This window comes from Alcanivorax sp. (assembly GCF_017794965.1).
Taxonomy (GTDB): domain Bacteria; phylum Pseudomonadota; class Gammaproteobacteria; order Pseudomonadales; family Alcanivoracaceae; genus Alcanivorax.
Genome location: NZ_CP051240.1, coordinates 1120949 through 1147716 on the forward strand (window position 1 = coordinate 1120949; position 26768 = coordinate 1147716).

The following is a 26768-nucleotide window of genomic DNA, read 5'->3' on the forward strand; positions in this document are numbered from 1 at the left end:
ATCGTTGAGTTCGGCGGCTTGGGAACCTGATAAGCCGCTGTAGGAACGTAGCGCAGCGGAGTAACGCACGTAGTGCGGCCCGAAGGGTGGGCGTAGCGAATAACGGTCGTTCGACCGCGATCCGAGCTCAAGCGAGGTAAGGATTCCAGAAACGCATATCGAGAAATCGATACAAGCCAACCGGGGCAGGGGCGGAGCGGGCCCCGCCATCACTCCGGCTTGTCTTTCCGATCTTTCCTGTTGTCGCTTTTGATCTCGGGTTTGCGGGGACTGCTTGAGCCGCCTGACAACACCCGCCAGAACGGAATGCGTCGGGTAACGGAAACCATTTCATCCACGGTGTCGCCGATACCGGACAGGCGATCGACGGTATCCCGCAGACCGACCAGCTCATCCACATGCTCCGAAATCTTGAACACCACCATGTAGAACTCAAGCAGTGCGCGCAGTACGGAAGCCAGTACCAGAAAGGTGACCGGTGCGGCGACAAAGAAATAGAACAAACCACGCCAGGTTGACGCCATGAAGGCTTCCACGCAGAGGTAGAGCAATCCCATGGCGATGACGGTGAGGGCAATACCATACACCCCGGGCAATACCTGGATGATCATGTATTTGTCGAAGCGGAAGTTGAACAACTCACGCCAGTACTGCACCACCCAGAAGAAGCCGCGGCGCAATTTAACGTTTACTTTTTGGGGCGGAGCCTGCTGCGGCTCCCGATCGTTATTCTCTACCATTTTGCGTACTGCTCCTCGACAAAACCATAGCGGCTGGTGATGGCGATACGGCTGCCGTCATCCAGACGCAGGTGCCCATCAAAGCGGCCAAACAGTTGGTTGAAGTTGCTGGCGAATAAACCGAGATTAAGGCGCTCGCGATGGTTACCGCTGGGCGTAAAGGTGAGTTCGACGCGGCCACACAGGCTACGGATCTGCCAGGGCTGCATCAAATCATCGCGCTGGTAATCGAACATGACCCCGTCGGTGGGAATCATCACGTCATCCACCCACAGGCAATTCTCTGAAAAGGTGGTTTCATTGACGCCACAGGACAGGTTCAGGCCGATGCGTTTTCCGCCTGCCACGGTGGACAGGCAGGCCCAGTTCCAGAAGGTTTCCCGGCGCATGTAACCTGCAGAAAAGTCGTGATGTCCGCACGCATCCAGTTCCGCCAGGCAGGTTTCCTGCCCTTGGCGAATCAGGGTGCCGGTGACCGCTTTGCCGGCAACCTTGTTGGCATAGACCCAGCCATTCACGCCGGTGCGGGTGCACAGGGACATGGGCTGGTAGTCCGGCCCTTCTTCCATGGTGGCCTGAAGCTGCAAGTCGTCCAGGGTAACCTGGAGCGTCTTGATTAGCTGTTGGCCGTTATCCTGATAACCCAGCTCGATGTCGACGCCTTTCTGGCGAAAGCGGCTGATGCCGTCACGGGGGGAGTCAGACATGTGCAGATCCCGGCCTAGCGGTGAGCGCCAGGTGTATTCCCGCAGGGTGCCGGTGCGCGGTTCGAAAATATAAAAAAACGCCATTCCAAGCCAGGCGGTATGTGCCAGTGCGCAACCTGCCAGTAATTCATCACTGATGATGCCGAAGTACTGGAACTGTTTGTAATGAAAGTGCCTGGCCAGCGGGTTGGCGCGGCTGCCCATGGGGGTTCGGTAATCGGCTTCGCGGCCGTTGATCCGCGACACCGTTTCAGGAAAGACGCCCAAGGCGACCTGTCCCCGGTCATCAATCAGAGGGGAGGGTTGAGCTTGAAAATTCATGCTTGAGGCCAACTGGCAGGAACAATGAAACCCGGCTCAGGACGCAGTTCAGAGCGGACCATCAACGGGCATGACTGTGATTCAACATAGTCAATGAGATCAGGGGTATCAACAAAAGTGGTACCTTTGTCTAACATTAATGGCGCTGGCCAGCTTTTCTTATCAATCACCTGCCAGCGATGTTGAGGAAGACTGCGGGCGGGCATCCACCAGCCTCGCTCATGGTTGGGATGTCGCTCAGGGCTACCCGGGTGGCCATGGCGATAGAACAACCGCCCACGGGTGAGCAGGGCTTGCCCGTCCACGCGCAGTCCGCGTTCGTAAAGCAGTCGTTGGCATGCCGGCAGGGTGCTGCGGGGCAGCTGCTGTTCGAAAAGGTGTTGGTGTTTGCGTGCCAGGGTGTCGCGGCTGTTCGGACCGTACCAGTGATCGGGGGTGCCGAGATAGAATTTCAGTGCCAGCTCCCAATGCCACAGTTTTCCGTTGTCGCGGTCACGGACCAGCATATCCAGCTCGCCCAGTGTGCTCTGGCCATCCCGGATCGGCAGGTTGTGTTCTACCAGTTCCAGTCCTTCGCTGACGCAAACCAGAGCCATCACCCACTGTTCAAAGGCCAGCCCCAGGCGCCGCGCAGGCGTGCACTGTTCCAGCCATTCTACGGCATCACCAATCACACCGGGATGGCGAAGCCACTCGCGTTTGAGTAGCTCTCCCGCATCGCTGTAAGGGACACAGGTGAGAAGGGGCGGGGCCTGAATCAGCCAGGAAAGCTGGGCACTCAGGTCCCCGTCAGGGTGGGCGATCATGCAGAGGTGGGCAGGTCTTCCCGTTTGTGCAGTTCGGTTCGCACTTCTTCTGCCCAGTTAAGCCACGCCTGCTGGTCAAGAATGCCACGTCGCAGGGTCAGGTAGGTATACATGTCCTTTTCGCTGTTGCGTTCTGCCAGTGTCTTGGCAAGGGCCTCGAAGGTGCTCAGGCGTTCGCGGCGCAGGTCGGCCTGGTCTTCCAGTTCGCGAAGCACAGAGGCTGGCTCGCTAAGAGCGCCGCCAGCGATCTTGACCATGAAGGCATCGCGAATACGAGGAGGCGCAGCCGGTTTGCGCAACCAGCGGATCAGCTCGTCCCGGCCTTCTTCGGTAATGCGGTAGAGCTTTTTGTCCGGCTTGCCGTCCTGGGGGATGTGGCGATATTTCACCATGTCCTGCTCATTGAGCTTGCCCAGCTCCAGATAGATTTGCTGGTGGGTGGCATTCCAGACCAGCCCGATGCTGTTTGCAAATTCGCGAGCGAGGTCGTAACCGCTGGCTTCCTGATCTTGTAGCAGTACAAGTATGGCATGGCGTAAAGACACGGCTCACTCCTCGGTCTTGTTAATATGGGCAACACCATATTGATACTAGAGAGCCGCGTTATTGCTGCGCAATCAGTTGAATAAGTAGATTTGTAAAAACTTGGTGATGTTAGCCTACAGCACTTATCCTGTGTAAGTAATTGTTATCAAAAGAGGTGCAGTCTGTAGGCCGTCGGATTCAGTCAGCAACGAGCCGTATGGAGAGTGTCAGTGCTTCCGGTCTTCAAAACGCATCAACATGTCGGCCTGATAACCACAGGCGGATGTCAGTTGATCATCGTCCAGTTTGGGGATCAGGTTGCGTATCAGGCTCCGTGATGCCTTGCGAGTGGTTTCCACCCCCACGCTGGCAAGCTTGCGCAGTACCGGGCCGAAACCAAGCAAATCCATGGGCTTCTCGAAATACCATTTGATGGATTCGTCAGTGATGGCATGGAGGTATTCCTCCAGTTCCCGGCGGGCTTCGTCATAGTCTCCATTGGCGCACAGTGACGGCAGGTTGCTGCCCTTGATGGCCATCCCCTCACTGACCGGGAACGCCACATACCAGCCATCGCTGCCTTGCTGGCGGACACTGTCCATGTAATCGGCCGCTGCCTTGTTCTGGGCCAGGTCCATTTTTTTCGCACTGCGTCCAATGACCAGCGAGGTGGCCTTGTTGATGGTCTGGCAGGTCATGTTCACCACCTTGAACAGACTCGGGGAGAGTCCGGTGGCCTCCGCTGCGCGAACCATGAAGGCCTGCAGCGCTTCCTCCATGAAAATGGCCATGATCGCTTCGATCTCCCGGGGTTCCGGCTTGGTGGCACCGCCCTGCATACGGGAAATGAAACCGTCAGTGCGGGTATGCAGGGTATCGCTGGACCGGAAGGCCACATGGGGATTTGTCATTATTTTTCTCCTCGGACTGGAAGAAAGGATGATACGCACTGCCATTCGCCGACCCAATGACCAAATTTGCCGGTTTTCTATTCCTTTTTTGTTGCCGATAGATGATGATTCGCGCCATTGCCGGGGACGAGCCCGTTCATCATTTTCCGCCGCCTTCCGCCGTCGCACTGCAATCCATGATTGCTCAGACCCTGATGGCGATGGAGCCTCAACGGCGTTCTGCATCAACAGAACCGGAAAGGGGACTGGGCCGGAAGGACCGGTAACGGGTTCCAAGGAGAGATCATGTTAGGCGTCATTCAGGCCGATGCGGACCAGATAAAGCAGTGGTTGCAGCAAGCCAATATCCAGCACTACATCTGTGAGCATTGTCACGGCCTGCACCTGTCCGAATTGCAGGGGCGAGAAGGGGTTGTCGATGCGCGCCTGTTCGTTGAAGAAGATGGTGTGCTGTTGACCACCGAATTGGAAGTGAGACCCGCGGCCCTGTTTGCCGTTCAGGCTGAGCTCAGCCGTCTCAATATGGCCTACCCGTCGGTGAAACTGTTCCTGGATGTGAATGATGATTCCCTGCCACGGCTGGTGGCGTGCGATCTGTTGCTGGGGCGCCGCGGCATCAGTTTTGACCAGTTCATCTATTTTGTGCAGGCCACTGTGGATGCGACCTTGCAGCTGATGGACGAGTGTCAGGAGTACAACTGGTTGATCTGGCCGGACGAGTTCGAGAACGGCCCTGCTGAGGCGTTGCACTAACATGCAGGACAACGCGGATCTGGTCGGTGGAGTGGGTGGTGCCCACCTGGATGGCATTATCGAGGGTTTGGTCCGGGACGGTTTTGCCGTGTCCCCCGGGTTTGCGCCCATTACGTTGGTACGTGCCCTGCGCAAGGAAGCCATGGAGCGTGATCAACTGGGCGAATTCCGGCTGGCGGGCATCGGCCGTCGCCAGGAACACCAGAAGGACGACCGCGTACGCAGTGACCGTACCTGTTGGTTGAAGGCGGGCACGCTGGCTCAGTGCCAATGGCTGGAACACATGGAAGCGCTACGGATAGCGGTAAACCAGTCGCTGTTCATGGGGCTGTTCGAGCTGGAGTCCCACTTTGCCATCTATGGCCCGGGCGATTATTACCAGCGGCATCTGGATGCCTTCAACGGCAACAATGGCCGACTGCTGTCGGTGGTGCTTTACCTCAACGAGGGTTGGCAAAGCGGGTGGGGCGGGCGGCTACGCATCTGGCCTGGGCCGGACACCAGCGCCATAGCCACGGAGGTGGAGCCCCGGGCGGGCACACTGGTGGCTTTCCTCAGCGAGAAAATCCCCCACGAAGTCTTGGCAGCCACCCGGGAACGCTACAGTATTGCGGGATGGTTCCGATGCAACAATACCACCGCCGATTGGCTCGATCCGCCACGCTGACATTATTCGGCCTGGCACTGGCGAGTACCTCCCTGGCGCAATGGTGTGCCGAGCCTGGTCGTGATGGTTCGCAGCCGGCGGGTCAGGTGATCAATACCTGGTTTACCGGCCCGGATTCGCAGGTCCTCACGGCGGGCACCCGCGCTTTCACCCTGAGTCGCGCACGCGGGGCGGCTCCCCTGATGCCCGGCGATCTGGCCCTGCTCATGCAAGTGCAGGGCGCCCGCATCGTTACCTCCAATGATGTCCGATACGGCCAACTGGAAAGTCATCACCTACAGGCTGAGTGGGTGCGTATTGAGCAACTGGACGGCAATAACCTGCGGGTGCGAGGGGCGGGAAGTCGCGGTGGGCTGCTTCATACCTATGTCAATCAACCCGCTGATGAAGAGCAGGGGCGGCAGCGCTGGCAGCTGGTTCGGGTGCCGCAATATGACAGTCTGACACTGGATGGTGACCTCAAGCCCCTGCCCTGGGATGGCTATACCGGCGGTGTACTGGCCCTGGATGTGCGTCGCAAACTGGCTCTGAATGGCCATCGCCTGGATGTGTCGGGCACCGGGTTTCGTGGGGCGCCGGCAGTGTCCTTGCAGGGCGCCTTGGGCAGTCCGGATGACTGGCGCTATCGAAGCCCGGGCGAACAAGACCGGCAGGTGGCTTACGGCCACCATGGCAGCAAGGGCGAGGGCATAGCGGGTACGCCGCTGTTGCTGATGGCTGCGGACGTCGGTTATCCCGCGGGCGGTATGGCAAGAGGGGCGCCGGCGACCGCAGGTGGGGGCGGGAATGCCCTGGATCTGTCTCACCGGGCCATGGCCAGTGGTGGTGGCGGCGGGAATGGGCGTGCCGGTCAGGATGGTCTGCCCGTTGAGGGTGGTGGCAAGGGGGGAGGGGTGGCGCCTGTCACGCTGGTGATGGGCAGTGGTGGCGGGGCGGCCGCCCGCCGCCAGGGCGAAGGCGGTGACGGCGGAGCCGGTGGCGGTGTGCTGCTGGTTCGTGCCGCCGGACTGAGCGGGCCGGGAACCCTCGCCCTTGTCGGCGCAAAGGGCACCGTGGCGGGCAAGGCAGGTGGCGGCGGCGGCAGTGGCGGCACCCTGTGGCTGGATATGCCTGCGGGCAGTCTGTTGCCTGTGACCCTGAATCTGAAGGGCGGCAAGGGCGCCGCCGGTGGGGGGGCGGGCGGCGACGGCCAGCGGCTGACGGCTACCCCCCAGCCGTGGCCGGGATTTGCTTCATTGCCCCTGGACGGCACCCGGGGCGGTTATCAGTGTCGCCCGGCGGGGCACTGGGTGTCCGCAGTGGTGTTTGTGGATAACGGTGCAGGAGACCCCGCCGCCGCCTTCAATGGCCGCCAGGATCCGGGTGAGCGCGCCTTGTCCGATGTCCCTTTTGTGCTCACCGACAGCTCAGCGCCTGCAATGACCGGGACCAGTGACGGGGCGGGAGGTATCAGTGTGCGGCTGTCGGAAGCCCGGAGTATAGGGCAGCCCATGACCTTTTCAGTGAGCTTGCCGGAGCAGGGGCTGCTACCTCAGGTCCCCGCGCTTCAGGGCGCGTCAGGCCAGCAGCAGGGTCATCAGGTCAGCTGGTCGTTGTCGGCAGTGCCGGATCACCATTCCGGCCCGCTTCAGCTCGGGCTGGTCATGATGCCGGTCTGGAAGGCCCCGGAGAGCCTGCCGGTGGCGGCCGGCGGCAAGGCAGTGGTCACCTTTCGTTATCAGGCAACACTTTCCGGGCGGGTGGTTTTCACCAGCAATAGTGAAGCGGTCGGTGGCTTGTTGATGGACCGGGACTGTTCCGGCAACAGTGAGCGCTGGGATAGCGGCAACCGTCCCGGCTGGCAGGTTTTGGCGGGCGAGTCGCTGTGTGTGCGGGTGCCCGTGACCGTGATGGACCAGCCGGTGGCGGTGGCCGTTACGGCAAAAACCCATGCGGACCGGGCCCCGTCCGGCTTCCAGGTGCCTGCCCAGACCGTGACGACCCAACTGAAGATTGCTCACTGACCCTTGAAACATTGTTGCCCGACCCCATCTACTTTCCTGTGACAAGACCGGTCTGAAGTGTTCTGCCTGTCAGGGCAGAGGCTTCTGTCACGCCAATCTGATTGTTAACCATGATGCAGTGGATGCCTGCGGGGTCCGCTGTGGACGATGAGGATTAGTGTGATGAATACAGGTTTTTCCCTTGCGCCCCTGTTCCGCCATTCAGTGGGCTTCGACCGTTTCGATGAACTGCTGGACGCGGCCCTGCGTGCGGACCAGTCCAGTGGCTATCCCCCCTATGACATCATTCGCGAAAGTGATGGTCGGTACCGTATCGTAATGGCGGTAGCGGGTTTCCGTCGCAACGATATTGAGATCACCGTGCAGGAAAATGAGCTGCGCATCCGTGGCGGCCTTTCTGATCACGAAGACCAGGAGCGAACCTGGTTGCACCGGGGCATTGCCCGCCGTGCGTTCGAGCGCACCTTCAAGCTGGCAGATCACGTGGAGGTGGATGCCGCCGGTATGGAGGATGGCCTGCTGACTGTGACCCTGAACCGGGTGGTCCCGGAAGAGAAGAAGCCGCGGATTATCCCGGTGGAAGGCGATACCGCGTCAACAAAAAGCAATTAATTGCTAACAGTTTGTCACGCGAATTTTGTGACACAGTAAAGGGGTCGAACAGGCCCCTTTTTGCTAATTTGGAAATGCAGAAGCGGGGTACTTGTTGCCCACCGGCCCGTTTCCTGGCCCGGAGAGCAACGCCTTCGCCCCCTGATCAGGACGATCAGGATCAGGGAGTTTTCCCAACAACTCCCCCCATTGTCAGCCATAGGGAGCGGCAAGCAATGAAACGACTCTACTATTTCACCAAGTCTCTGGCCTCGGTTCGGGGTATCACCAACGAGCTGCAGCAGGCTGGTATCGGTGAGAACCACCTGCATGTGATGGGCAATGACACCATGGCCATCGCCAAGGCCCATGTCCATGGCGCCACCCCCTGGGAAGAAACCGACATCATGCACTCCGGCTTTATCGGTGCCCTCGCGGGTATGGGAATCGGCGTGCTGGCGGGTTTTCTGCTGGCCGGGATGGACCCGTGGGGAGTGAACCTGGATAGCGGTGCCATCATCGGAGCCACGCTGTTCGGCACCTGTTTTGGTGCCTGGCTTGGCGGGTTACGTGGCGTTTCCAGCCAGAATCACCACCTTACCCCGTACATGGAGCGGGTGATGGAAGGGGATTACCTGATGATGGTGGATGCCGACGACGACATACAGGCCGGCAAGATCGAGAAAGTCATGGCCGGTCATCGCCATGAGGCGGAAGTCGCTGGCCGGGATGAGCGCTTTCACCCTTTCGATTGATGAGGCGCTGGACACCTTGTGCCTGACGCAGGATGACATTGGTTTTCCTTTTTGGCGATCAGCTTGTCGTCAGGCGTCAGGCGTTACACATTCATCCAGTGATTTGCCACATCCAGCAATCGCTGGCTGAATCCCCATTCGTTGTCGTACCAGGCCAGCAACTTGGTTTGCTGGCCGATTTGCCGTGTGTGATTGGTATCAACGATGCAAGAGAAAGGCTGGTGATTGAAGTCACCGGAAACCAGCGGGATGTGATTGATGGCCATGATGCCCTGCAACGGGCCGTGGGCCGCGTTGCTCAGCGCCTCATGAATCTGTTCGATGCTGGCAGGCTGTTCCAGCACAACACTGAGGTCGGTCAGTGACACATTCAGGGTGGGAACCCGGACGGCCAGGCCATCCAGGCGGCCGGCCAGGTGCGGGAGCACCTTGCCCACGGCTTTTGCCGCGCCCGTGCTGGTCGGGATCATGTTCACTGCTGCCGCGCGGGCACGCAGCAGATCTCCGTGGGCCTTGTCCACCAGGTTCTGGTCGTTGGTGTAACTGTGGATGGTGGTCATCAGCCCCTGCCGAACGGTGAAAGCCTGATCCAGTACATCCACCAGCGGAGCCAGACAATTGGTGGTGCAGGAGGCATTGGAAATGATTTTCTGGTCAGCGTTGAGGGTGCCGTGGTTAACGCCGTACACCACCATGGCATCCGCATCCTCTACCGGGTAGCTGCACAGCACACGGGGGGCGCCGGCGGTGAGGTGCTCCTGGAGAGCGGCGCGGGTCTTGAACTTGCCGGCACACTCAATCACCAGGTCCGGTTTCAGGGTCCGCCAGGGAAGCGATTCCAGCGAGGCCTGTGACGAGCAGGGAATGCGCTGGCCATCGATTTCCAGCACCCCCTTGTCGTAGTGCACTGAATGGTGCCAGCGGCCGTGGGTACTGTCGAAGGCAAGCAGGTGAGCCAGGACATGAAAATCGGCCAGATCATTGATCTCCACCAGGGTGAAACGGTTACTGGCGGGGTGGTCATGGAGTGCACGCACCAGACAGCGTCCGATACGGCCGAAGCCATTGATGGCAATGCGAATTTTCCCTGTTTCGCTCACGGTGCAATCTCCTTGTTGCCCCATGATTTGAGTGTAAACCTGTCCGCCCACTGATCAAGCTTTGTTCGGACAAACGGCAGTGTCTTGCAAAGCATTGGCGCATTGCGCACAATGCGCCCTCGCTTCGAGGCTGAAAGGCCCGGGCGCGTTATGGTCGACCCGTCGGTCCCCCCGCAACGACAAGCTGTAAACCCCGCCAGGCCCGGAAGGGAGCAACGGTAGCAGTGGACTCGTGTGCCGGGGTGTGGCTGGCGGGAAGACCTCCTAATTTCCCGCTTCTCCCATCCCCCTTTACGCAAACCGCTAACCGCTCAAAACCGTTACTCGCACTGTCCTCCTTTACGGAACTTCGCTAGCATAAGCGACTGAATTTCAATTCCTTTGTCGTGGTGGCCGCGAAAGCTGCCGGAGTGCTATGAGTTATCAGGTTCTTGCCCGAAAATACCGTCCCCGTACCTTCGATGAGCTGGTGGGGCAGGAGCATGTCTCCCGGGCGCTGATGCATGCGCTGGATCAGGATCGTCTGCACCATGCCTACCTGTTCACCGGGACCCGGGGGGTGGGCAAGACCACCATCGCGCGTATTTTGTCGCGCTGCCTGAACTGCGAGCAGGGGGTCAGTGCCCGACCCTGTGGCGTCTGCCCCACCTGTCAGGAAATCAACGATGGCCGCTTCGTGGACCTGATCGAAGTGGATGCGGCCAGCCGTACCAAAGTGGAAGATACCCGCGAGCTGCTCGACAATGTGCAGTACGCGCCCACTCGGGGCCGCTACAAGGTGTACCTCATCGATGAGGTGCACATGCTCTCCGCGCATTCCTTCAATGCACTGCTAAAAACGCTGGAAGAGCCGCCGCCCCACGTGAAGTTCCTGCTGGCCACCACGGATCCGCAAAAGCTGCCGGTCACCGTGTTGTCCCGTTGTCTCCAGTTCAGCCTCAAGGCGTTGCCGCCGGAGCAGATCGCGGGACATCTCAAGGAATTGCTGGACAAGGAAATGATCCGCTATGACGAGCCGGCACTGCTGTCGCTGGGCAAGGCGGCCCAGGGGTCCATGCGTGACGCCCTCAGTCTGACCGACCAGGCCATTGCCTTTGGTGGCGAACAGCTGGGCAGTGAGGCCGTGAATGCCATGCTCGGTACGGTGGATCGCAACCATGTGCTGACTCTGCTGGTGGCACTGGCAGAGCAGGAGCCGGGCGGGGTGCTCAAGGCATTGGCCTCGGTGTGTGAACACAGCCCCGGTGAACTGGCATTGCTGGACGAGCTGATCAGTCAGTTGCACCAGATTGCAGTGTGTCAGGCGGTGCCCGGTGAGGCAGACGAGACCCTGACCCGGCTGGCCGGTGCACTCAGCGCAGAGCAGGTGCAGCTCTACTATGACGTGGCCCTGCGTGGGCGCCGTGATCTTCAGGATGCCCCGGATATTCGTGCTGCCCTGGAGATGTTGCTGCTGCGGATGGTGCTGTTTACCCCGAAAGGTGTACTGCCCGCCCAGGGGGGCGGCGCAGCCCCGGCAAAAAAGCCTGAAGTCGCCGCGCCGTCAGTCCAGGCTGACGGTCGCCCGGACCTGCGTGCCTTGCTGGAGACCCCAAAGCCGGCTCCGCAGCCTGTGGCACAGACCTCGACCCCGGTAGCGGAGGAGTCCCCTCCCGCGCCGCAACCGGTTGAGTCCCGGCCGCAGCCGGCCAATCCGCCAGAGTCTGTGCCTCCGGCTCCCGCCTCCGCCCCTGAGCAGGCCGCGGCGCCGGTGCCAGCGGGCGACGCTCCACCCTGGGAGGAAGATGTGCCGCCCTGGGAAGACGAGCCCGTAAAGCAGGCACAACAAGCTGAAGCGGCGCCCGAGCAGCTCCATGCTTCCCGGCCAGACTCCCAACCGGATTCGCCGCAAAAGGTGGTTGCCGAGCCACAGACCGAGGAGGCACCCGCCGAGCCCGAGGCCCCGTTGGCGCCGTTGCCCGAGCCCACCAGCGAAGCCGAGGTGGCCACCTGGTGGGCGGCCTTGCTGCTGCGCCTGGATCTGGATGGCACGGTGCGCAATATTGCCCGTAATGCCGTACTGGTCAGCCGCGAACAGCACCTCTGGACCCTGCGAATCAGCACCGGTCATCAGGTGCTGGTGAACCGGGAACGCCTGGATGAACTGTCTGCGGCCCTTGAAAATTACTTTCAGCGCCGCATTCAGGTTCAGGTGGAATACGAACAGCGGGCCGGCGATACACCGGAGTTGATGGCGGAAGCCAAGCGCCAGGAAATTCTTGCCGGTGCCATCCAGACCCTCCATGGGGACCCGGTGGTACAACAGCTGGTCAGTCGCTTCAGCGGCCGCCTGGACGAAGACAGTGTCACCCCCAAACAGACAGTAGAATAGAAACGCCAGATGCCAGACGCATGACGCTTGAAACAAACACCTGCGTCCGGCGTTTGGCGGCTGGCGTAACAACCCGGAGACAAACATGGACTTTGATATGAATTCTCTCATGCAGCAGGCCCAGGCCATGCAGGAGAAGATGAAGAAGATGCAGGAAGAGGCCGCCAATGCGGAAGTGACGGGTGAAGCGGGTGCCGGCCTGGTGAAGGTGACCATGAATGGTCGCCACGATGTGAAATCTGTCAGTGTGGATGATTCGCTGATGAGCGAAGAAAAGGAACTGCTGGAAGACCTGCTGGCGGCTGCGGTGAATGATGCGGTGCGTCGAGTGGAAAAGCAGCAGCAGGACAATATGCAGAACATGGCCGGGGGCTTTCCTTTCCCGCCGGGTTTCAAACTCTAGGCCGTCCCTGTGAAGCACGCACCCCTGGTTGACCAGTTGATTCATGCCTTTACCTGCCTGCCAGGTGTCGGCCCCCGCTCGGCCCAGCGTATGGCCTATGCCCTGCTTGACCGGGGGCGGGAGCAGGGCCGCCGCTTGGGCGATGCCCTCCATGCTGCCATGGATGGCGTGCAGCATTGTCAGCGCTGTCGTAACTATGCGGAGGCAGAGCTGTGCCCGATCTGCGAAAGCCCGAAGCGTGATGGCTCGCTGATCTGCATCGTGTCCACCCCGGCTGATGTGCTGGCTTTTGAACAGTCAGGCGAATACCTGGGGCAGTACTTTGTGCTCATGGGCGAGCTGTCGCCACTGGACGGCATCGGCCCCCGGGAGCTGGGCCTGGACGTGCTGGAGCAGCGTCTGCAAGGTGGCGAAATCCGCGAGCTGATTCTTGCCACCGGCACCACGGTGGAAGGGGAGGCCACTGCCCACTATGTGCTGGATCTGGCCCAGGACGCTGGGGTTCAGGTCACCCGCATTGCCCAGGGCGTGCCCATGGGCGGGGATCTGGAGTTCGTCGATGGCGCCACCCTGGCCCAGGCCCTGCGCGCCCGCCGCCCCTTCGAGAGCTAGCAGCAACAAGCTACGCTTGATGCTAGAGAGAAAGCCGGAATATTCCCCGGGGGTCCTGCTTTCTACAACGCTGCTGTAGGAGCTTGCCTGCAAGCGATCCGAGCCCAGGCGAGGTAGGGTTACAAGCTGGCGGAGACCTTTCTGGAGAGAGAGCCCGACGCCATCACCGATAATCGCGGAAAACCAGATTGCAGCACCCTCCAACCCGCCCCGCGTTTCAACTTTGAACTTTCAACTTGAAACTGCCTTTCCCCACCTGACCGTAATTCTTGCATCCAGGCTGTCTGGCTCTGAGCGACTTCCTTCATAACGCCACCAGCGGACAAACAATCCCCAATCCACATAACGCGACAAGCTCTATAGCCTCTGCACCGGCAGGTCTGGTAAGGTCTGACCAAGCAAGCGCTAGGTTGAATCAAGAAGGAGGCCCTGTGAGCGCACTGGATTATTTCAACGAGACACACCGGATGGTGCGGGCCACGGTACGCAAGTTCGTGGAAAAGGAAATTCTTCCCTATGTGGATGACTGGGAAGAGGCAGGGGAGTTTCCCCGTGAGCTTTACCGCAAGGCCGCTGAAGCGGGCATTCTCAGTATCAATGCGCCGGAGGAATTCGGTGGCACCGGTGAAGATGTATTCATGAAGGTGGCGGCCTGTGAGGAACTGGTGCGCTGCTCTTCAGGCGGTCTTTGTGCCAGCCTGGGCTCGCTGGATATCGGGTTGCCACCGGTATGGAAATGGGGCAGCGAGGCCATGAAAGAAGCGGTGATCCCGGCGGTGATTGACGGTGACAAGATTTCTGCACTGGCCATCACCGAGCCCAATGGCGGGTCTGATGTGGCCAATCTGCGCACCCGGGCCGTGCGTGAGGGGGACCACTATATGGTGAATGGCGCCAAGACCTTTATCACCAGCGGGGTGAGAGCGGATTACTACACGGTGGCGGTGCGTACCGGTGACAAGGGCTACGGCGGCATCAGCCTGTTGCTGGTCGAGAAAGGCACCCCGGGTTTTACGGTGGGGCGCAAGCTGAAGAAGATGGGCTGGTGGGCGTCGGATACCGCCGAGCTTTTCTTCGAGGATTGCAAGGTGCCGGTGGAGAACCTGATCGGACCGGAAAATGGTGGCTTCTACTGCATCATGAGCAATTTCCAGATGGAGCGTCTGATTCTGGCGGTGACCGCCAACAGTACGGCGCAGCTGGCACTGGATGAAAGCCTGCGTTACGTCAAGGAACGTGAGGCGTTTGGTCGGCCGCTGGCGGGCTTTCAGGTGACCCGTCACAAACTTGCCGAGATGGCGACGGACATCAAGGCCAGCACCGAGTTTACCTATCGGGTTGCCGCAAAGATCGCTGCCGGCGAAGACGCTGTACTGGATGTCTCCATGGCCAAGAACGTGGCCACTCGCTGCGCCGACCGGGTTACCTATGATGCGGTCCAGCTATTCGGTGGCAGCGGCTACATGCGCGGTACCATCGTCGAGCGTCTTTATCGCGACAATCGCATCCTTTCCATCGGCGGCGGCACCCACGAGATCATGAATGAGGTCATCGCCAAGCAGATGGGACTGTGAGCGGCAAACTACAAGCCGCAAGCTGCAACGCGGTATAGGTCATCAGAGGTTTGAACGTGTGAGGCCGCGTCCGGAGTTTGGGCGCGGCCTCTTTTATTGCCGCTTCGCGGCTGCAACACGCTTCACGCAACATGCGGCACGCAAAGATAAAAAGCGGATTTACCACAGAGGGCACAGAGTTCACTGAGGAAAAGAAAGCTTCTTTCTCGGTGTGCTCTGTGCCCTCTGTGGTGAAACTGCTTTTGACTTTAATGCTTTTCGCAACTCGAAACTCGTCCCTCGCAACTCACAGCTAGAAGCTTGTCGGTAACTGAACGCAAAGAGGCCGCGCCCATACCAGGGCGCGGCCTCTTTGCGTTCAGCCTGCAACAGGTTTCAATCGCGTTGTTGCGTGAAGCGTGCTGCATGTAGCGTCATATCAGGTGCATTCCGCACGGCTCTGGTTCAGTTTGCAACGAACCTTGCGGAGCATATCCAGCATGTCCGGATCGTAGTAGCCTTCCACGCGCAGCAGGTTACGGGCTTCCTGCATCAGGACTTCATACTTGGCCTTGTCCGCATCCGGAATTTCTACCCACCACTTGGGATCCACTTTCTCTTCTTCTTTTTTCAACTGGGCAACGATGCGATCCAGGTTGCTGTAGAAGTATTCACGGGATTTCTGTGCCACCTCTGCAGAGAAGGCGTCCTTCTTGCCGATCAGCTGAATAGTGAGCTGTACCAGCGGGTAGTTGATGATGCCGCCATCCGGAGACAAGCCCTTGTAGAGTTCCAATGCTTCATAGACCGCCAGCGGGGCCGCAATCACATCCACTACACCGTTATTGAATTTGGTGGAGAAGTTGGTGATGTCCGACGCTACCGGGGTGGCGCCTACCTGGGAAACCAGTTTGGCCTGGGTTTCATCATATTCCAGTACCGCCACGCGTTTACCCGCGGCCTTGGCCAGGGTGTTCACTTCCTTGTCGTCCACGAAGACATAGGCGGCACCGGCGGGGGCGATACCCATGACCTGATAGGAACCATGGGTCAGCTTGGGGGCAACCTGCGGGTTGGACAGCACCTGCAGCACGATGCGCAAGTGATCCATGGTGGGGATGGCGCCAATGGAATCTACGGTGCCGGCGTACTTGTTAAAGCCGCGGCCTCGGATGCCGGTCACCAGTGCCGCCTGGCAGACACCGGCTTTCAGGTCTTCAGCGGCAATTGCTTCATTGGTGTAGGGAATCAGTTCGGCTTCAAGTCCCCAACCCAGGGCTTCAGTCTGCCAGTCTTTCATGGCGCCCATCATGGGGCCCACATTGCCGACGATATCGAATACACAGATCTTGGTGGGGGCTGCCTGGGCGGTGACGGAGGTCGCCAGGGCGCAGGCCGCCAAGGCGGCTTTCATCAGCTTCTTCATGGAATCTTCCTTATTTGTTATTACTGGTATTAATGGTATGAGTGGATAGTAGAGGGAAAGGTTCCTAAAGCAAAAACCGCTCCGGTCAGACGGGCGTTTTTTTGGTCAATGCCGTTGTCCATTGGCAACTTCATGGTTATTGACGGTGGCTACGGCGGACCTCTCCCGGTGTTTTCCCTGTCCAGGTGCGATAGGCCTTGCTGAAGCTGGCCTGGTCACTGTAGCCCAGGTGTTCCGCGATCTTGCTCATGGGCATGTCGGTGTCTTGCAGGAAACGGGTGGCGAAGGTTTCTCGTACCTCATTGCGAATAGCGCTGAACGAATAGCCTGCCAGATTCAGGTGACGACGCATCGAGCGGGGGCTCATCCCCAGAGCTTCAGCCACCCGCTCCAGGCTGCTGTTGCGGTCCGGGCGCCTTATGACCTCCTGCCGTACCTTGCTGGCCACGCGCAGGCTGTCATCCTTGTCCAGCTGTTCCCGGGATCGGGTGGTGGCCACGAGGCCGGCCATGCTGGCTTCGTCGTCTCTGGCCTGCCTGCCCGACAGGGGCATCAGCACCCGGTTGGAAGTACGGTTGAAATGCACATCCACATCATAATCCAGCCGGGGCCATGGTGAGGCCCTGTCGGGGCGGGGGAAATCAAACTCGAAAGTAAATTTGCGACACACCAGCGAGGCCAGGGCATAGATGCTGCCCATATAGATGTTGGTGATGGTCGGTTTCAGTTCGCCCAGATCCCAGTTGTCATGCAGTCGGATGGTGATAAGGCCGGCATTGCAGCTGATTTCCATATCCATCAGCGGCAGGGATACCCGCAAATACTGCACCACAATGTTCACCAGTTTCGGGAAGTCCTGCTGACGCAGCAGGGCAAAACCGAACAACCCATGTCCTTGCAGGTCGAGTTCCTGGCCGAACCGGAAACTGGCGGTGGCATCGTCCAGCAGTAACTCGCCTTGCCGAAGAATCTCGCAAACCTGTTTCATGGAAAGGTAGGCGTCGGGATCGGAAAGTTTTTCAGCGTCCAAGGCGGCATTTTCAAGGACTGCCGTTCCATTTATTCCGCGTTTTTGTAGGAACCGTAAATATCGGCGGGCGTAACGAGCAGAAATCAGTGGAACGTCTAATGCCATTGCCTTGTTCTTCATTCTCTTTATCCGGACCCTGTTGTTTTTATCTTTGAGAGCCTGGTCGCAATACGGATGTGACAAATTAAAAAGGAAACAAATGATTTCCCTTTTTAACAAAAAGATGGCCGCTTTTACTATTACTACATTGGCCCTGTCTGGCCATGATGTCGCCCACTTTATCGCACAAAAAAGAACAGGGAGCTACAGAATGCAGAAGGAAAAGAAAGAAAAGCTTAAGGCGCGTTATGTTCCTATTTCTAAAGTATCAGTAAAGATAATAAGAAGAATGTATGAGATATATTCTCGGTACTACGAAAATGTAAGTCTGGACCTGTTTTGCCAGGATATGGCGGAAAAAAACGGGGTGTTTCTGGTGGAAGAACGTTCTACCCGACGCGTGGTGGGCTTCTCTACCATGAAGACGCTGGATATATACGCCGGTGACAAGCTGGTGAAAGGGGTTTTCAGTGGCGACACCATTATTGAAAAGGAATACTGGGGAAACAAGGTATTGCATGTGGCCTTTTTCTTCCAGATGATCCGCGAAAAATTACGCCATCCGTTCCGCCCCATGTTCTGGTTACTGATTTCCAAAGGGTATAAAACCTACCTTTTGATGGCGAATAATTTTCTCAATTATTACCCGCACCCGGAAAAGCATTGCGACAAGCTGGAAGGGCTGGTGGACAATTACTGCGAGTTGCTTTTCCAGCCTTATTACTGCAATGAAAACAAGATCCTGGATTTTGGCAGTGGTTATACCCACCTGAAATCGGATGTGGCGCAAATCACCGATGAAATGCGCGCCAGAAATAACAAGATTCATTTCTTTGAAAAGCGCAATCCCAGCTGGGAGCGTGGCACGGAATTGCCTTGTGTGGGTGAAGTCAGTTACTCCCTGATTCTGAATTACCCCTTTCAACTCTGGCGTAAGTTGCGCCGCAAATCGAATCAAACCATGACCGCGATCCCTGCCAAATAACAACAATACCGGGGGAACCATGTTTGGACATCGACTATTGAAGCTGGCCACCGGGCCGGGCGAGCGCCGTTTTGCCCGTTCATTGCCCTCTCTGGAAGCGGTGCAGCGTGAAAATCTGGCCAGGTTGCTTGGCCAGGTGGCGGGGATGCCGGCACATGCCCGGGCAGGGCTGAGCCCGGATATGAGTTGGGAGCGATTTGCCGCGGCACAACCGGTTACCGATTACGACCACTGGCGAGAGAGTGTCGAGGCCCATCGCACCCGCGGTGAAAGCCGGATGACGGGCTCGCCGGTGAACCGTTTCCAGCCCACTAGTGGTTCTACCTCGGCAATCAAGTGGGTGCCCTACAGCAAACAATTTCTAGGCGAGCTGGATAACGCCATCAGCCCCTGGGTGGTGGATCTCTATCGCCAGTATCCCGGGTTGATGAAAGGACGCCATTACTGGTCCATGTCCTGGGTGCCCACGTCGCTGCGCGAAAGCATGAGTGATGAAGTGAATGATGATCTTCAGCTCATGTCCCTGGGCAAACGACTGGTGGCTGGAGCCACCCAGTCCGTGCCTCAGAATGTCTCTCTGGCGCGAACCTCGGATGACTCCCTGTTTGCCACTCTGGCCTGGCTGGCGGCGGACAGGTCCCTGTCCATGATGTCCATCTGGAGTCCCACCTTCGGGCTCGGCCTGCTCAAGAGCCTGGCGCTGTGGCGTCATGAGATTGCCGATGTGCTGCAGTCCGGCGATTGGGGGGATCACATGCACGGCGTTGGCAATCCTGGTTGCCCAAGGTCTCCCCGGGCTGCGGCCTTGCTGCGCGAATGGGACGGCTCCCTGGACGCGAACTTCTTTAAGGCCTTGTGGCCGTCACTGGCCCTGTTGAGTGCCTGGGATACGGCCGCATCCGCACCCTGGGCCAAACAGCTCCACGCCCTGCTGCCCCAGGCGGCCTTTCAGGGCAAGGGCCTGTGGGCCACAGAGGGAGTGGTGACCATCCCCTATCAGGGCGAGCACACCCTGGCATACCGCAGCCATGTGTATGAATTCCAGGATCCGGATGATGGCGCCATCTATGCCCCCTGGGAGCTGGAAACCGGGCAGCGTGTGATGCCGCTATTGAGTACCGGCAGTGGCATGTTGCGCTACAAGCTGAAGGATCTGGTACGGGTGGATGGCTTCAATCAGGGCGTCCCGATTCTGACCTTTCTGGGCCGGGCGGGCACCACTGACCTGGTGGGCGAGAAACTCACTGCCCCGGTGCTGGATGAAGCGATTGAACGGCTTGGACTTCCTGCAGGTGTGACCCCGGTGTGCACCGTAGCGGTGGATAATGCCGGTCATGGCAAACCCGGCTATCTGCTTCTGCTTGAGGGTCTGCCCGAGCAGGCCGGGGATGCCGGAGAGCGGTTGGAAGCGCAGTTACTCGAACATTTTCATTACCAGCTGGCTCGCAATCTTGGCCAGCTTGAGCCGGTTCGCTGTGTCATAAATCCCGCCATGCGTGAGCGCTATCTGCACCAGTGCCGTCAGCGCGGCATGATCGAAGGCAACATCAAGATGGAATCGTTGCAGTACTGGCCCGGCTCACTGCCTGGTTGGTTGAGTCCTGTTGCGGCGAGCAGCCCAGACCGGGAGGAACCGGCCCTGTGAGCTACCGGATACGGCCTGCCAGTGAGCAGGACAACGACGCCATTCTCGCGCTCCTGCAGGGTACGCCCCAGCACGGCGCGGTCACCCTGAACTTCGAACGTCAGCCCGATTACTTTCGGGGGGCCCGGGTGACCTGTGAGAAGCCGGATATCTGGGTCGCCGAGCCCACCGGGGAGCAGTCCGGGCTGGGAGCCATTTTCAATATTGGCTGGCGGCATCTTTGGGTCAACGGGGAAGTGCGATGGGTGCGTTACGCCCATGATCTGCGCATTGCCCCGGCGTCGCGCAACGGCATGGTCCTGCATCGCATCTCACGGCATATCCGCAAGCTGCTGGCCGAGGGCGAGTGGATGCAGACCACCGTGCTCAGTGATAACGAGATGTCCCTGTCCACGGTGGCCAGTGGTCGGGCGGGCCTGCCGGTGTATTACCCTGCGGGCACCATTGAAACCAGCATGTTGTATACCCGCGCAAAGGCCCTCCGGGCGCCGGCGGATGTCACCATCCGGCAAACCGGCGAAGCCGACCTGCCTGCCATTGCGGCCTTGCTGAACAGGGTGGGCAAGGAGAAGCAGTTCTTTCCCAGCTGGGATGTGGACAGGGTGCGTGGCGATGATTATTGCTTTGGGCTCAACCCGGGCAATTTCCTTGGCCTGTGGGTAGGCCAGGAACTCAAGGGCGTGTTGGGTTTCTGGGACCAGAAGTCCATCAAGCAGACCCGGGTGCTGGGTTATGCCCGGGGCATGGGCTTGATGCGCCATCTCTATAATTCCCACAGCCTGATACGGGGCGGCATGCGACTGCCTGCGCCCGGCGGGGTGCTTTCTTACCTGACCCTGCACAGTGTGGCCGTAGAGAACGACGACCCGGAGCTGTTGCGTCTGTTGCTGGATCACGCCATCGGTTTTTTTCACGGCCGCTACGATGCGCTGGTATGCGGTTTCTTTTCTCAGGACCCCCTGGCCGCCGTAGCGGCCCGGTATCGCCGCCGGTTGTTGCTCAGTGAGCATTTTCTGATGAGCTATGACGGCGACCCCCGCGACCAGCTGGACAGCCACCGTCGCTGGTACGTGGAGGTAGCACGGCTATGACTGCAGAGGCAACGGATTATATTGGCATGTGGTACCGCGCCCGTGCCCGCCTGGGTGTGCAGGATCGTACCGAGTTCATGGCCATCAATCCGGTCACTGGCGAACGGCGCACGGTCTACCAGCGCCACCGTGATGCGGACGGGGTAGGGGGCGTGTTGTCCTTCGCCCGCACATTGGGAATGGCCACGCCGCCCATACCGCAAGCGCGGTACCGTAAACCGCCCCCCTTCTGGCGGCGTTGGTTGGGTTCCCCGAAAAGTCGTGAGGTCGTGGCACCACAATGGCGACGATTCGGTGAACCCGCAGAGACCGTTCCGGATCCGGTGGTGCAATGGCTGGATACCAGGCAGACCGCTGCGCTCTATCAACGGGCCGCCTCGCTGGGCGTATCCGTCAACAGCCTGCTGTTGTTGGCGTTGCACCGTGCGGTCTCGCAGACCCTGTTGCTTCACCGCCAGGAGGGCAGTTGGTGTTTCCCGGTGAACATGCGTGGCAGCGTGCCGATTCCCCGGCAGGAAATGAATCTTTCCAGCGCCTTCTATCTGGTGGTGGATGACAACGATTCCCCCGCGCAGGTCGATCGCGGCATCCGTGATCATCTCAAAGCCAATGTGCACTGGCGCTACTGGCATCTGGCCCGTATCGGGCGCTGGATCGGGCAGCGGGGTGTGAACTGGATCTGTGGGCGTCTCCTGGATGGCCCCCAGCATCTTGGATCGCTGTCCAGTCTGGGGGAATGGCAACTGGATTTCCCGTCAGCCGGGCTGCCGGAAGACACCGTATTTGCGTGCTGTGGTCCGGGCAGCCCAACCCACCCGGTGGCCAATGGGGTGGCGGTGGTGAACGGCAGGATGAGTCTGGCGCTGAAGCTGCACCCCTCACTGGGCGCTGACAACGGGCAGGCTGAACGCTGCTTGCAGGAATGGATCAACGGGTTGGAAGTGGCGTCATGAAATTACCTATCAGTTTACGAAGCATGGTCGCCCTGATTGCCGCGGCTGCCATGGGCCTGGCAGTGGTGTCTCTTTATCTGGTGCCGCCGGCCCAGCCAGTGACTAAAACCCATGACAATGTACTGTCGCTGGATACCTGGGCGGTGGAATGGCGTGATGTGGTGATTCCGGTTTACACCCAGGGGCTGGTGCGGGCGCGCCACGAACTGCCGCTTAGCCTGGAGGTGTCCGGGCGGGTGGAAGAGGTGTCCCCGGCGTTTGCCGATGGTGGCCGGGTCATGGCCGGTGAGATCCTGCTGCGTTTGGACCCCGAGCCATTCGAACTGGAAGTGGTGTCGCAACAGAATGCGGTGCATGCGGCGCGTCTGCATGTGGCGGAAACCCGTGCTCGTGCCCGGGTTGCCGGTGCGTCCGGGCGCGCTTCAGCGCTGGGACGATTCGAGCCCCAGATGGATGAGGCCCGCAGCCGGCTTGCCGCCGCCCAGGCGGGGCTGCGACAGGCGGAACGGCAGCGAGAGCAGACCGAACTGGTCGCGTCTATTAGTGGCCGTTTGAAAGGTGTCAACGTGATGCCTGGCCAGCATCTGCAGGCGGGCGCGGTGCTGGGCCAGTTGTACCAGGAAAACCTGGTGGAAGTACGACTGCCGGTACGTGATGACTGGCTGGCCTTGCTGGGCATCGTTCCCGGCGATGACCGTTCCCTGCAGCAGGTCAAGGCGACCCTGCGAGGTCGCTTTGCCGGTCGCGACGGGCAATGGGAAGGCAAGGTTGTCCGGCGGGAGGGGGGGCTCAACCGTAATCAGATGATGCATTTGATCGTGCAGGTGGCGAACCATGAGCAGACATTGCCACTGGAGCCAGGAGTGTTGGTGCAGGCGGAATTGCGCGGTGCACAGACCCCTGCTGTGGCCGTGTTGCCCCGGTCTGCCCAGGCCGGTGAAAGCAGTATCTGGGTGCTGGATGATGAAAAGCGCTTGCGCCGCCAGACCGTGGCAGTGCTCCATCACGACAGTGAACATCTCTACGTCCACGATGGGGTGAGCAGTGAGACCCGTGCCGTACTGGCCGGCGATTTGCAGCTGCTGGAAGGGATGAAGATCAATCCCCGCCCACCGGCAGGGAAGCTGGCCAGGGTCGATGATCCCGGTCACGGCGAGGGTGTCACGCGATGAATCGTTCCATCGCCTGGTTTGCCGGCAACAGCGCGGTGGCCAACCTGTTGATGATGACGCTGCTGCTGGCGGGCTTGCTGGCGATCCCCAACACCCGCCAGGAAACCCTTCCCAATGTGCCGCTGGACCGCATCGGCATCTATGTGGCCTGGCCCCAGGCGACCCCGGAAATGGTCGAGTCCCTGGTCTGTACCCCGGTGGAAACCGCCATCGATGATGTGGAGGGGGGCACAGAACTGATCAGTGAATCCCGTGAGGGGCTCTGTTCAGTGCAGCTGGATGTGGTGGAAGGCCATGACACCCGGGCAGTGCTTGAGCAGATCCGCACCCGTCTGGAAGGGCTGGATACCTTGCCCCGCGGGGCTGATCGTCCACGGGTACAGGAACTGGTGGTGCGTAACCGGGTGGTGCGACTGCTGGTCAGTGGTCACCTGTCGCGCAAGGATATCTACCAGCTGGCCCAGAAGGCCCGTCGCCAGTTGCTCAACCATGAAGCGGTGTCCAGTGTGGATATCGAGAACCTGCCGGACCGGGAAATGTCCCTGCAGGTGCACCGGGATGATCTCTATCGATATCAGCTCACCCTGGATGGTATGGCCGCGGCGGCCTCCCAGAGCGTGCAGCGGATTGCAGGTGGGTTGCTGCGCAGTGAGCGTGGCGACTGGTTGCTGCAGACTGGCCAGCAGCCAGGCAGTGTGCAGGCTTATGAACAGCTCGCCATTCGCCAGTCGGATCAGGGTGACATGTTGCGCCTGGGCGATGTGGCCCGGGTTGAAGATGGTTTCTCGCGGGACAATCAGGCCGCCTGGCTGGATGGCCAGCCAGCGGTGGCGCTGGATGTGTACCGGGTTGGCGACCAGAATGTGCTGGCGGTGGCCAATGCGGTAAAGCAGTGGATGCAGGAAACCGAGCTTCCTCGTGGCGTTACCTTGCGTATCTGGAATGATGATGCGCGCCAGTTTCAGGAGCGCTCCAACCTGCTGTGGCGAAATGCACTACAGGGTCTGGTTATGCTGACTCTGATGCTGGCGATTTTTCTGACGCTGCGGCTGGCAGGCTGGGTATCCCTGGGGATTCCGGTGTGCATGCTGGGAGCCTGCGCCCTGTTGCCGTTGCTGGGTGAATCCTTCAATACCATTTCCCTGTTCGCCTTTATTCTGGTGTTGGGGATCGTGGTAGATGACGCGGTGATTGTGGGCGAAAGCATTGATCATCAGCGGCGTCAGGGCTTGCCGGGGCCCGAAGCGGCCGTCAGCGGCGCCAGGCGCGTTGCCAAACCCTTGCTGTTTGCCGTACTGACCACGATTTTTGCCTTTGCGCCCCTGCTGTTTCTGCCGGGCCCGGAAGGGGCGTTGATGCGTGTGATTCCGATTGTGTCCATTGCCATCCTGGTGTTGTCGCTGGTGGAGTCCCTGTGGATCCTGCCTGCGCACCTTAGCCATGGTCGTCCGCCTCGCGGTATCTGGCTCAAGTCCGAGCGTCTGTCCAACCGGATCAATGAAAAACTGGAGCGTTGGCTGGATTACCGGGCGCGGCCGTTGTTGCGGCAGGCCCTGCACTGGCGGTATGTGCTGGTGATCGTTTTTCTGGGATTGTTCCTGTTCTGCTGTGCGTTGGTGAACAGTGGATGGCTGACCATGGTGTTGTTTTCCCGGGTGGAAGGCGATCGCATCATGGCGGAAGTGGTGTTCCCGCAGGGCACCGGTGACGCGCGGCTGCTGCGTGAGGTGCAGGCACTTGAAGGGTCCGCCAATGAGCTTTCCAGTGCCCTGGCCTCCGAGCAGGCGCCAGTGGCCGTGGACGCGGTCTTCGCCGAGCAGGGGGTGCGCCAGAAGACCTCTAATGCCCAGGATCCGGGGGCACGCTTTCGGGTAAGGGTGACCCTGGCCATCAGTGGCGATACCGGGCAGCTGTCGCCCAGGGAGCTGGCCGCGCGCTGGCGGGAGGTCCACGGTCCGATTGCAGATGCCCTGTCGGTGAAGTTCCATGCCAGCTTGATGGCGGTGAAACCGGATATCCATCTCAACCTGTTTCACACCGACCTGGTCACCCTGCAGCGGATGAGCGAGCAGGCCGCGCTGGCCCTTTCACAGATGGAAGGGGTGCATGAGGTGGCCAATAATCTCCATGCCAAGCGCACCATCGTGGAAATTTCCTTGCGCGAAGAAGGCAAGCTGGCCGGCTTGCGTGCCGAGGACGTTGGCGCCCAGGTGCGTAATGCCTTCCATGGCATCGAACTGGACCGCTGGTTCGAACAGGACAGGGAAGTGCCGGTGATGCTGCGGCTCTCTGCCCAGGACAGTGCCAACCTGACGGATCTGGAAAAGCTGCCGCTGCAGCTGCCCAACGGGGAAATGACGGTTCTGGCGGCGGTGGCGGATCTGTCCCGCCGTCAGGCGCCGGCCATGATCAGCCACTATGCCGGGCGGCGCAGTGCCACGGTCAGTGCCTTTGTGGATGAGCACACCACCTCACCGGGACTGGTCATGCAGCGACTGCAGAACACTTTGCTTGATCCCATGATGGCAGGTGATGAAGAGGCAGGCTGGACCGTGGCGGGCAAGCAGGCAGCGGTGCAGGATTTTCTTGATCATCTGTCTATCAGCTACTTGATCGCCCTGGCGGCCATCTTCTTCTTGCTCACGGTGCTGTTCGGTGGCTATGGCCAGCCCCTGCTGGTTATGGCAGCCATTCCGTTCGGCATGGTGGGGGCCTTTATGGGGCACTTCCTGCTGGGCTACAGCCTGACACTGTGGTCGCTGGTTGGGGTGATTGCGGTCAGCGGTGTGGTGGTGAATGACAACCTGGTGTTGATTGATGCCATCAATGAGCTCAAAGGCAAGGGCTGGGCGCTACGTGATGCCGTGGTCGAAGGTGTCAGCGGCCGCCTGCGACCGGTAATGCTCACCTCCATCACTACCTTCGCCGGTGTGGCCCCGCTGATGCTGGAAACCAGTGTGCAGGCCCGCTTCCTGATCCCCATGGCGGTGGCATTGGCCTTCGGTGTGCTGTTTGCCACCCTGGTGAGTCTGTTGTTGGTGCCCTGTCTGCTGGTGATCAGCCATGATGTGAAAGTGGCCTGGCATCGCTGGCAGGCCCGCTGGCGGGCTCCGGAAGCATCGGAAATCGATACCGTTGAGGTCGCCTACGAGCGGGGCCAGCTCACCGCCTGGTGGGGTGCCAGCAACCCCTACGAGGATCCGGTTCTGCGCTCGGCATGGGAAGCCGGGCGGCAGGATCACGGCAATAAGGAAGAAGGGGAGCTGCCGCAGCATTTGTAGAGGCGAGTTGAAAGTCCAAAGTTGAAAGTTGAAACGCGGATGACGTCATCGGGGATGCGATGCCGTGCCCGCGATGGCCGTTAATGGTGCGGGTACAGAGCTTCAGAACACAGACCGGCTCACGCCGATTTCCGCCCTACGGTTTGTCGGGGCCCCTTTCTCACCTGCAGGAAGGCTCCTACAGGTGAGAAAGGGGCCAGTGTTTTGTGGGTTGTGCGTGCCGCGTGTTGCGTGAAGCGTGATGCAGCCGCAGAGCGGCAAAAAAGCC

23 protein-coding genes and 1 other RNA gene are annotated in these 26768 nt (G+C 59.8%); 16 read left to right on the forward strand and 8 right to left on the reverse strand.

The annotated features are described in order from the left end of the window. Nucleotides 1-209: 209 nt before the first annotated feature. From HF945_RS05050 to HF945_RS05070, 5 genes are all read right to left on the reverse strand, one after another. A complete protein-coding gene (locus tag HF945_RS05050; RefSeq protein WP_290524662.1) occupies nucleotides 210-740 on the reverse strand; it encodes a DUF4282 domain-containing protein in 531 nt (176 codons plus the stop codon). Beyond that, nucleotides 734-1768: a DUF2804 domain-containing protein gene (locus HF945_RS05055; protein ID WP_290524663.1), complete on the reverse strand. Its 1035-nt coding sequence runs from the start codon at nucleotides 1766-1768 to the stop codon at nucleotides 734-736. The genes HF945_RS05050 and HF945_RS05055 overlap by 7 nt, the downstream gene beginning before the upstream one ends. Next, the gene (locus tag HF945_RS05060) at nucleotides 1765-2574 is read right to left on the reverse strand and encodes a DUF1853 family protein (RefSeq protein WP_290524664.1); all 810 of its coding nucleotides are present in this window, start codon (nucleotides 2572-2574) and stop codon (nucleotides 1765-1767) included. The genes HF945_RS05055 and HF945_RS05060 overlap by 4 nt, the downstream gene beginning before the upstream one ends. After that, a complete protein-coding gene (locus HF945_RS05065; protein WP_290524665.1) occupies nucleotides 2571-3119 on the reverse strand; it encodes a PadR family transcriptional regulator in 549 nt (182 codons plus the stop codon). The genes HF945_RS05060 and HF945_RS05065 overlap by 4 nt, the downstream gene beginning before the upstream one ends. A gap of 207 nt (nucleotides 3120-3326) precedes the next feature. Further along, on the reverse strand, nucleotides 3327-4010 hold the full coding sequence (locus HF945_RS05070) for a hypothetical protein (RefSeq protein WP_290524666.1): 684 nt from the start codon (nucleotides 4008-4010) through the stop codon (nucleotides 3327-3329). 285 nt (nucleotides 4011-4295) lie between these two features. On the opposite strand from HF945_RS05070, the gene HF945_RS05075 reads away from it, so the two are divergent. From HF945_RS05075 to HF945_RS05095, 5 genes are all read left to right on the forward strand, one after another. Next, nucleotides 4296-4763: a YbjN domain-containing protein gene (locus HF945_RS05075; protein ID WP_290524667.1), complete on the forward strand. Its 468-nt coding sequence runs from the start codon at nucleotides 4296-4298 to the stop codon at nucleotides 4761-4763. A gap of 1 nt (nucleotide 4764) precedes the next feature. After that, complete coding sequence (locus HF945_RS05080; protein ID WP_290524668.1) at nucleotides 4765-5430, forward strand: 2OG-Fe(II) oxygenase; 666 nt, start codon at nucleotides 4765-4767, stop codon at nucleotides 5428-5430. After that, entirely contained in the window at nucleotides 5388-7433 is a 2046-nt protein-coding gene (locus HF945_RS05085) for a hypothetical protein (protein ID WP_290524669.1), read from the forward strand. The genes HF945_RS05080 and HF945_RS05085 overlap by 43 nt, the downstream gene beginning before the upstream one ends. 162 nt (nucleotides 7434-7595) lie before the next feature. Next, entirely contained in the window at nucleotides 7596-8045 is a 450-nt protein-coding gene (locus HF945_RS05090; RefSeq protein WP_290524670.1) for an Hsp20 family protein, read from the forward strand. A 215-nt stretch (nucleotides 8046-8260) separates the two neighbouring features. After that, complete coding sequence (locus HF945_RS05095; protein WP_290524671.1) at nucleotides 8261-8779, forward strand: hypothetical protein; 519 nt, start codon at nucleotides 8261-8263, stop codon at nucleotides 8777-8779. A gap of 83 nt (nucleotides 8780-8862) precedes the next feature. Here HF945_RS05095 and gap read toward each other — a convergent pair whose 3' ends face one another. Then, the gene (gap, locus tag HF945_RS05100) at nucleotides 8863-9879 is read right to left on the reverse strand and encodes a type I glyceraldehyde-3-phosphate dehydrogenase (RefSeq protein WP_290524672.1); all 1017 of its coding nucleotides are present in this window, start codon (nucleotides 9877-9879) and stop codon (nucleotides 8863-8865) included. 160 nt (nucleotides 9880-10039) lie between these two features. On the opposite strand from gap, the gene ffs reads away from it, so the two are divergent. The 5 genes from ffs (at nucleotide 10040) to HF945_RS05125 (ending at nucleotide 14839) form a co-directional block, all read left to right on the forward strand. Then, nucleotides 10040-10136: signal recognition particle sRNA small type (gene ffs / locus HF945_RS05105), an RNA gene on the forward strand. Nucleotides 10137-10294: 158 nt separating this feature from the next. After that, the gene (gene dnaX / locus HF945_RS05110) at nucleotides 10295-12250 is read left to right on the forward strand and encodes a DNA polymerase III subunit gamma/tau (RefSeq protein ID WP_290524673.1); all 1956 of its coding nucleotides are present in this window, start codon (nucleotides 10295-10297) and stop codon (nucleotides 12248-12250) included. Nucleotides 12251-12335: 85 nt separating this feature from the next. Beyond that, entirely contained in the window at nucleotides 12336-12653 is a 318-nt protein-coding gene (locus tag HF945_RS05115) for a YbaB/EbfC family nucleoid-associated protein (RefSeq protein ID WP_290524674.1), read from the forward strand. A gap of 9 nt (nucleotides 12654-12662) precedes the next feature. After that, nucleotides 12663-13265, forward strand: coding sequence for a recombination mediator RecR (gene recR, locus HF945_RS05120; protein ID WP_290524675.1), 603 nt, complete (start codon nucleotides 12663-12665; stop codon nucleotides 13263-13265). 431 nt (nucleotides 13266-13696) lie between these two features. Further along, the gene (locus HF945_RS05125; protein WP_290524676.1) at nucleotides 13697-14839 is read left to right on the forward strand and encodes an acyl-CoA dehydrogenase family protein; all 1143 of its coding nucleotides are present in this window, start codon (nucleotides 13697-13699) and stop codon (nucleotides 14837-14839) included. A gap of 418 nt (nucleotides 14840-15257) precedes the next feature. Here HF945_RS05125 and HF945_RS05130 read toward each other — a convergent pair whose 3' ends face one another. Together HF945_RS05130 and HF945_RS05135 are read right to left on the reverse strand one after the other, a co-directional pair. Beyond that, on the reverse strand, nucleotides 15258-16244 hold the full coding sequence (locus HF945_RS05130; RefSeq protein WP_290524677.1) for a putative solute-binding protein: 987 nt from the start codon (nucleotides 16242-16244) through the stop codon (nucleotides 15258-15260). A 136-nt stretch (nucleotides 16245-16380) separates the two neighbouring features. Further along, nucleotides 16381-17394 (reverse strand): AraC family transcriptional regulator, encoded by a 1014-nt coding sequence (locus HF945_RS05135; RefSeq protein WP_290524678.1) that lies wholly within the window; start codon nucleotides 17392-17394, stop codon nucleotides 16381-16383. Nucleotides 17395-17662: 268 nt separating this feature from the next. On the opposite strand from HF945_RS05135, the gene HF945_RS05140 reads away from it, so the two are divergent. Genes HF945_RS05140 through HF945_RS05165 form a run of 6 tightly spaced genes read left to right on the forward strand, consistent with a single transcriptional unit; the run spans nucleotide 17663 to nucleotide 26500 of the window. Next, nucleotides 17663-18358 (forward strand): hypothetical protein, encoded by a 696-nt coding sequence (locus HF945_RS05140; RefSeq protein ID WP_290524679.1) that lies wholly within the window; start codon nucleotides 17663-17665, stop codon nucleotides 18356-18358. 19 nt (nucleotides 18359-18377) lie between these two features. Beyond that, the gene (locus HF945_RS05145; RefSeq protein ID WP_290524680.1) at nucleotides 18378-20003 is read left to right on the forward strand and encodes a GH3 auxin-responsive promoter family protein; all 1626 of its coding nucleotides are present in this window, start codon (nucleotides 18378-18380) and stop codon (nucleotides 20001-20003) included. Further along, entirely contained in the window at nucleotides 20000-21094 is a 1095-nt protein-coding gene (locus HF945_RS05150; RefSeq protein WP_290524681.1) for a hypothetical protein, read from the forward strand. The genes HF945_RS05145 and HF945_RS05150 overlap by 4 nt, the downstream gene beginning before the upstream one ends. After that, nucleotides 21091-22047, forward strand: coding sequence for a hypothetical protein (locus HF945_RS05155; protein ID WP_290524682.1), 957 nt, complete (start codon nucleotides 21091-21093; stop codon nucleotides 22045-22047). The genes HF945_RS05150 and HF945_RS05155 overlap by 4 nt, the downstream gene beginning before the upstream one ends. After that, complete coding sequence (locus tag HF945_RS05160) at nucleotides 22044-23219, forward strand: efflux RND transporter periplasmic adaptor subunit (protein ID WP_290524683.1); 1176 nt, start codon at nucleotides 22044-22046, stop codon at nucleotides 23217-23219. The genes HF945_RS05155 and HF945_RS05160 overlap by 4 nt, the downstream gene beginning before the upstream one ends. Further along, nucleotides 23216-26500: an efflux RND transporter permease subunit gene (locus tag HF945_RS05165; protein ID WP_290524684.1), complete on the forward strand. Its 3285-nt coding sequence runs from the start codon at nucleotides 23216-23218 to the stop codon at nucleotides 26498-26500. Before HF945_RS05160 ends, HF945_RS05165 begins: the two co-directional genes overlap by 4 nt. Nucleotides 26501-26768: the final 268 nt, after the last annotated feature.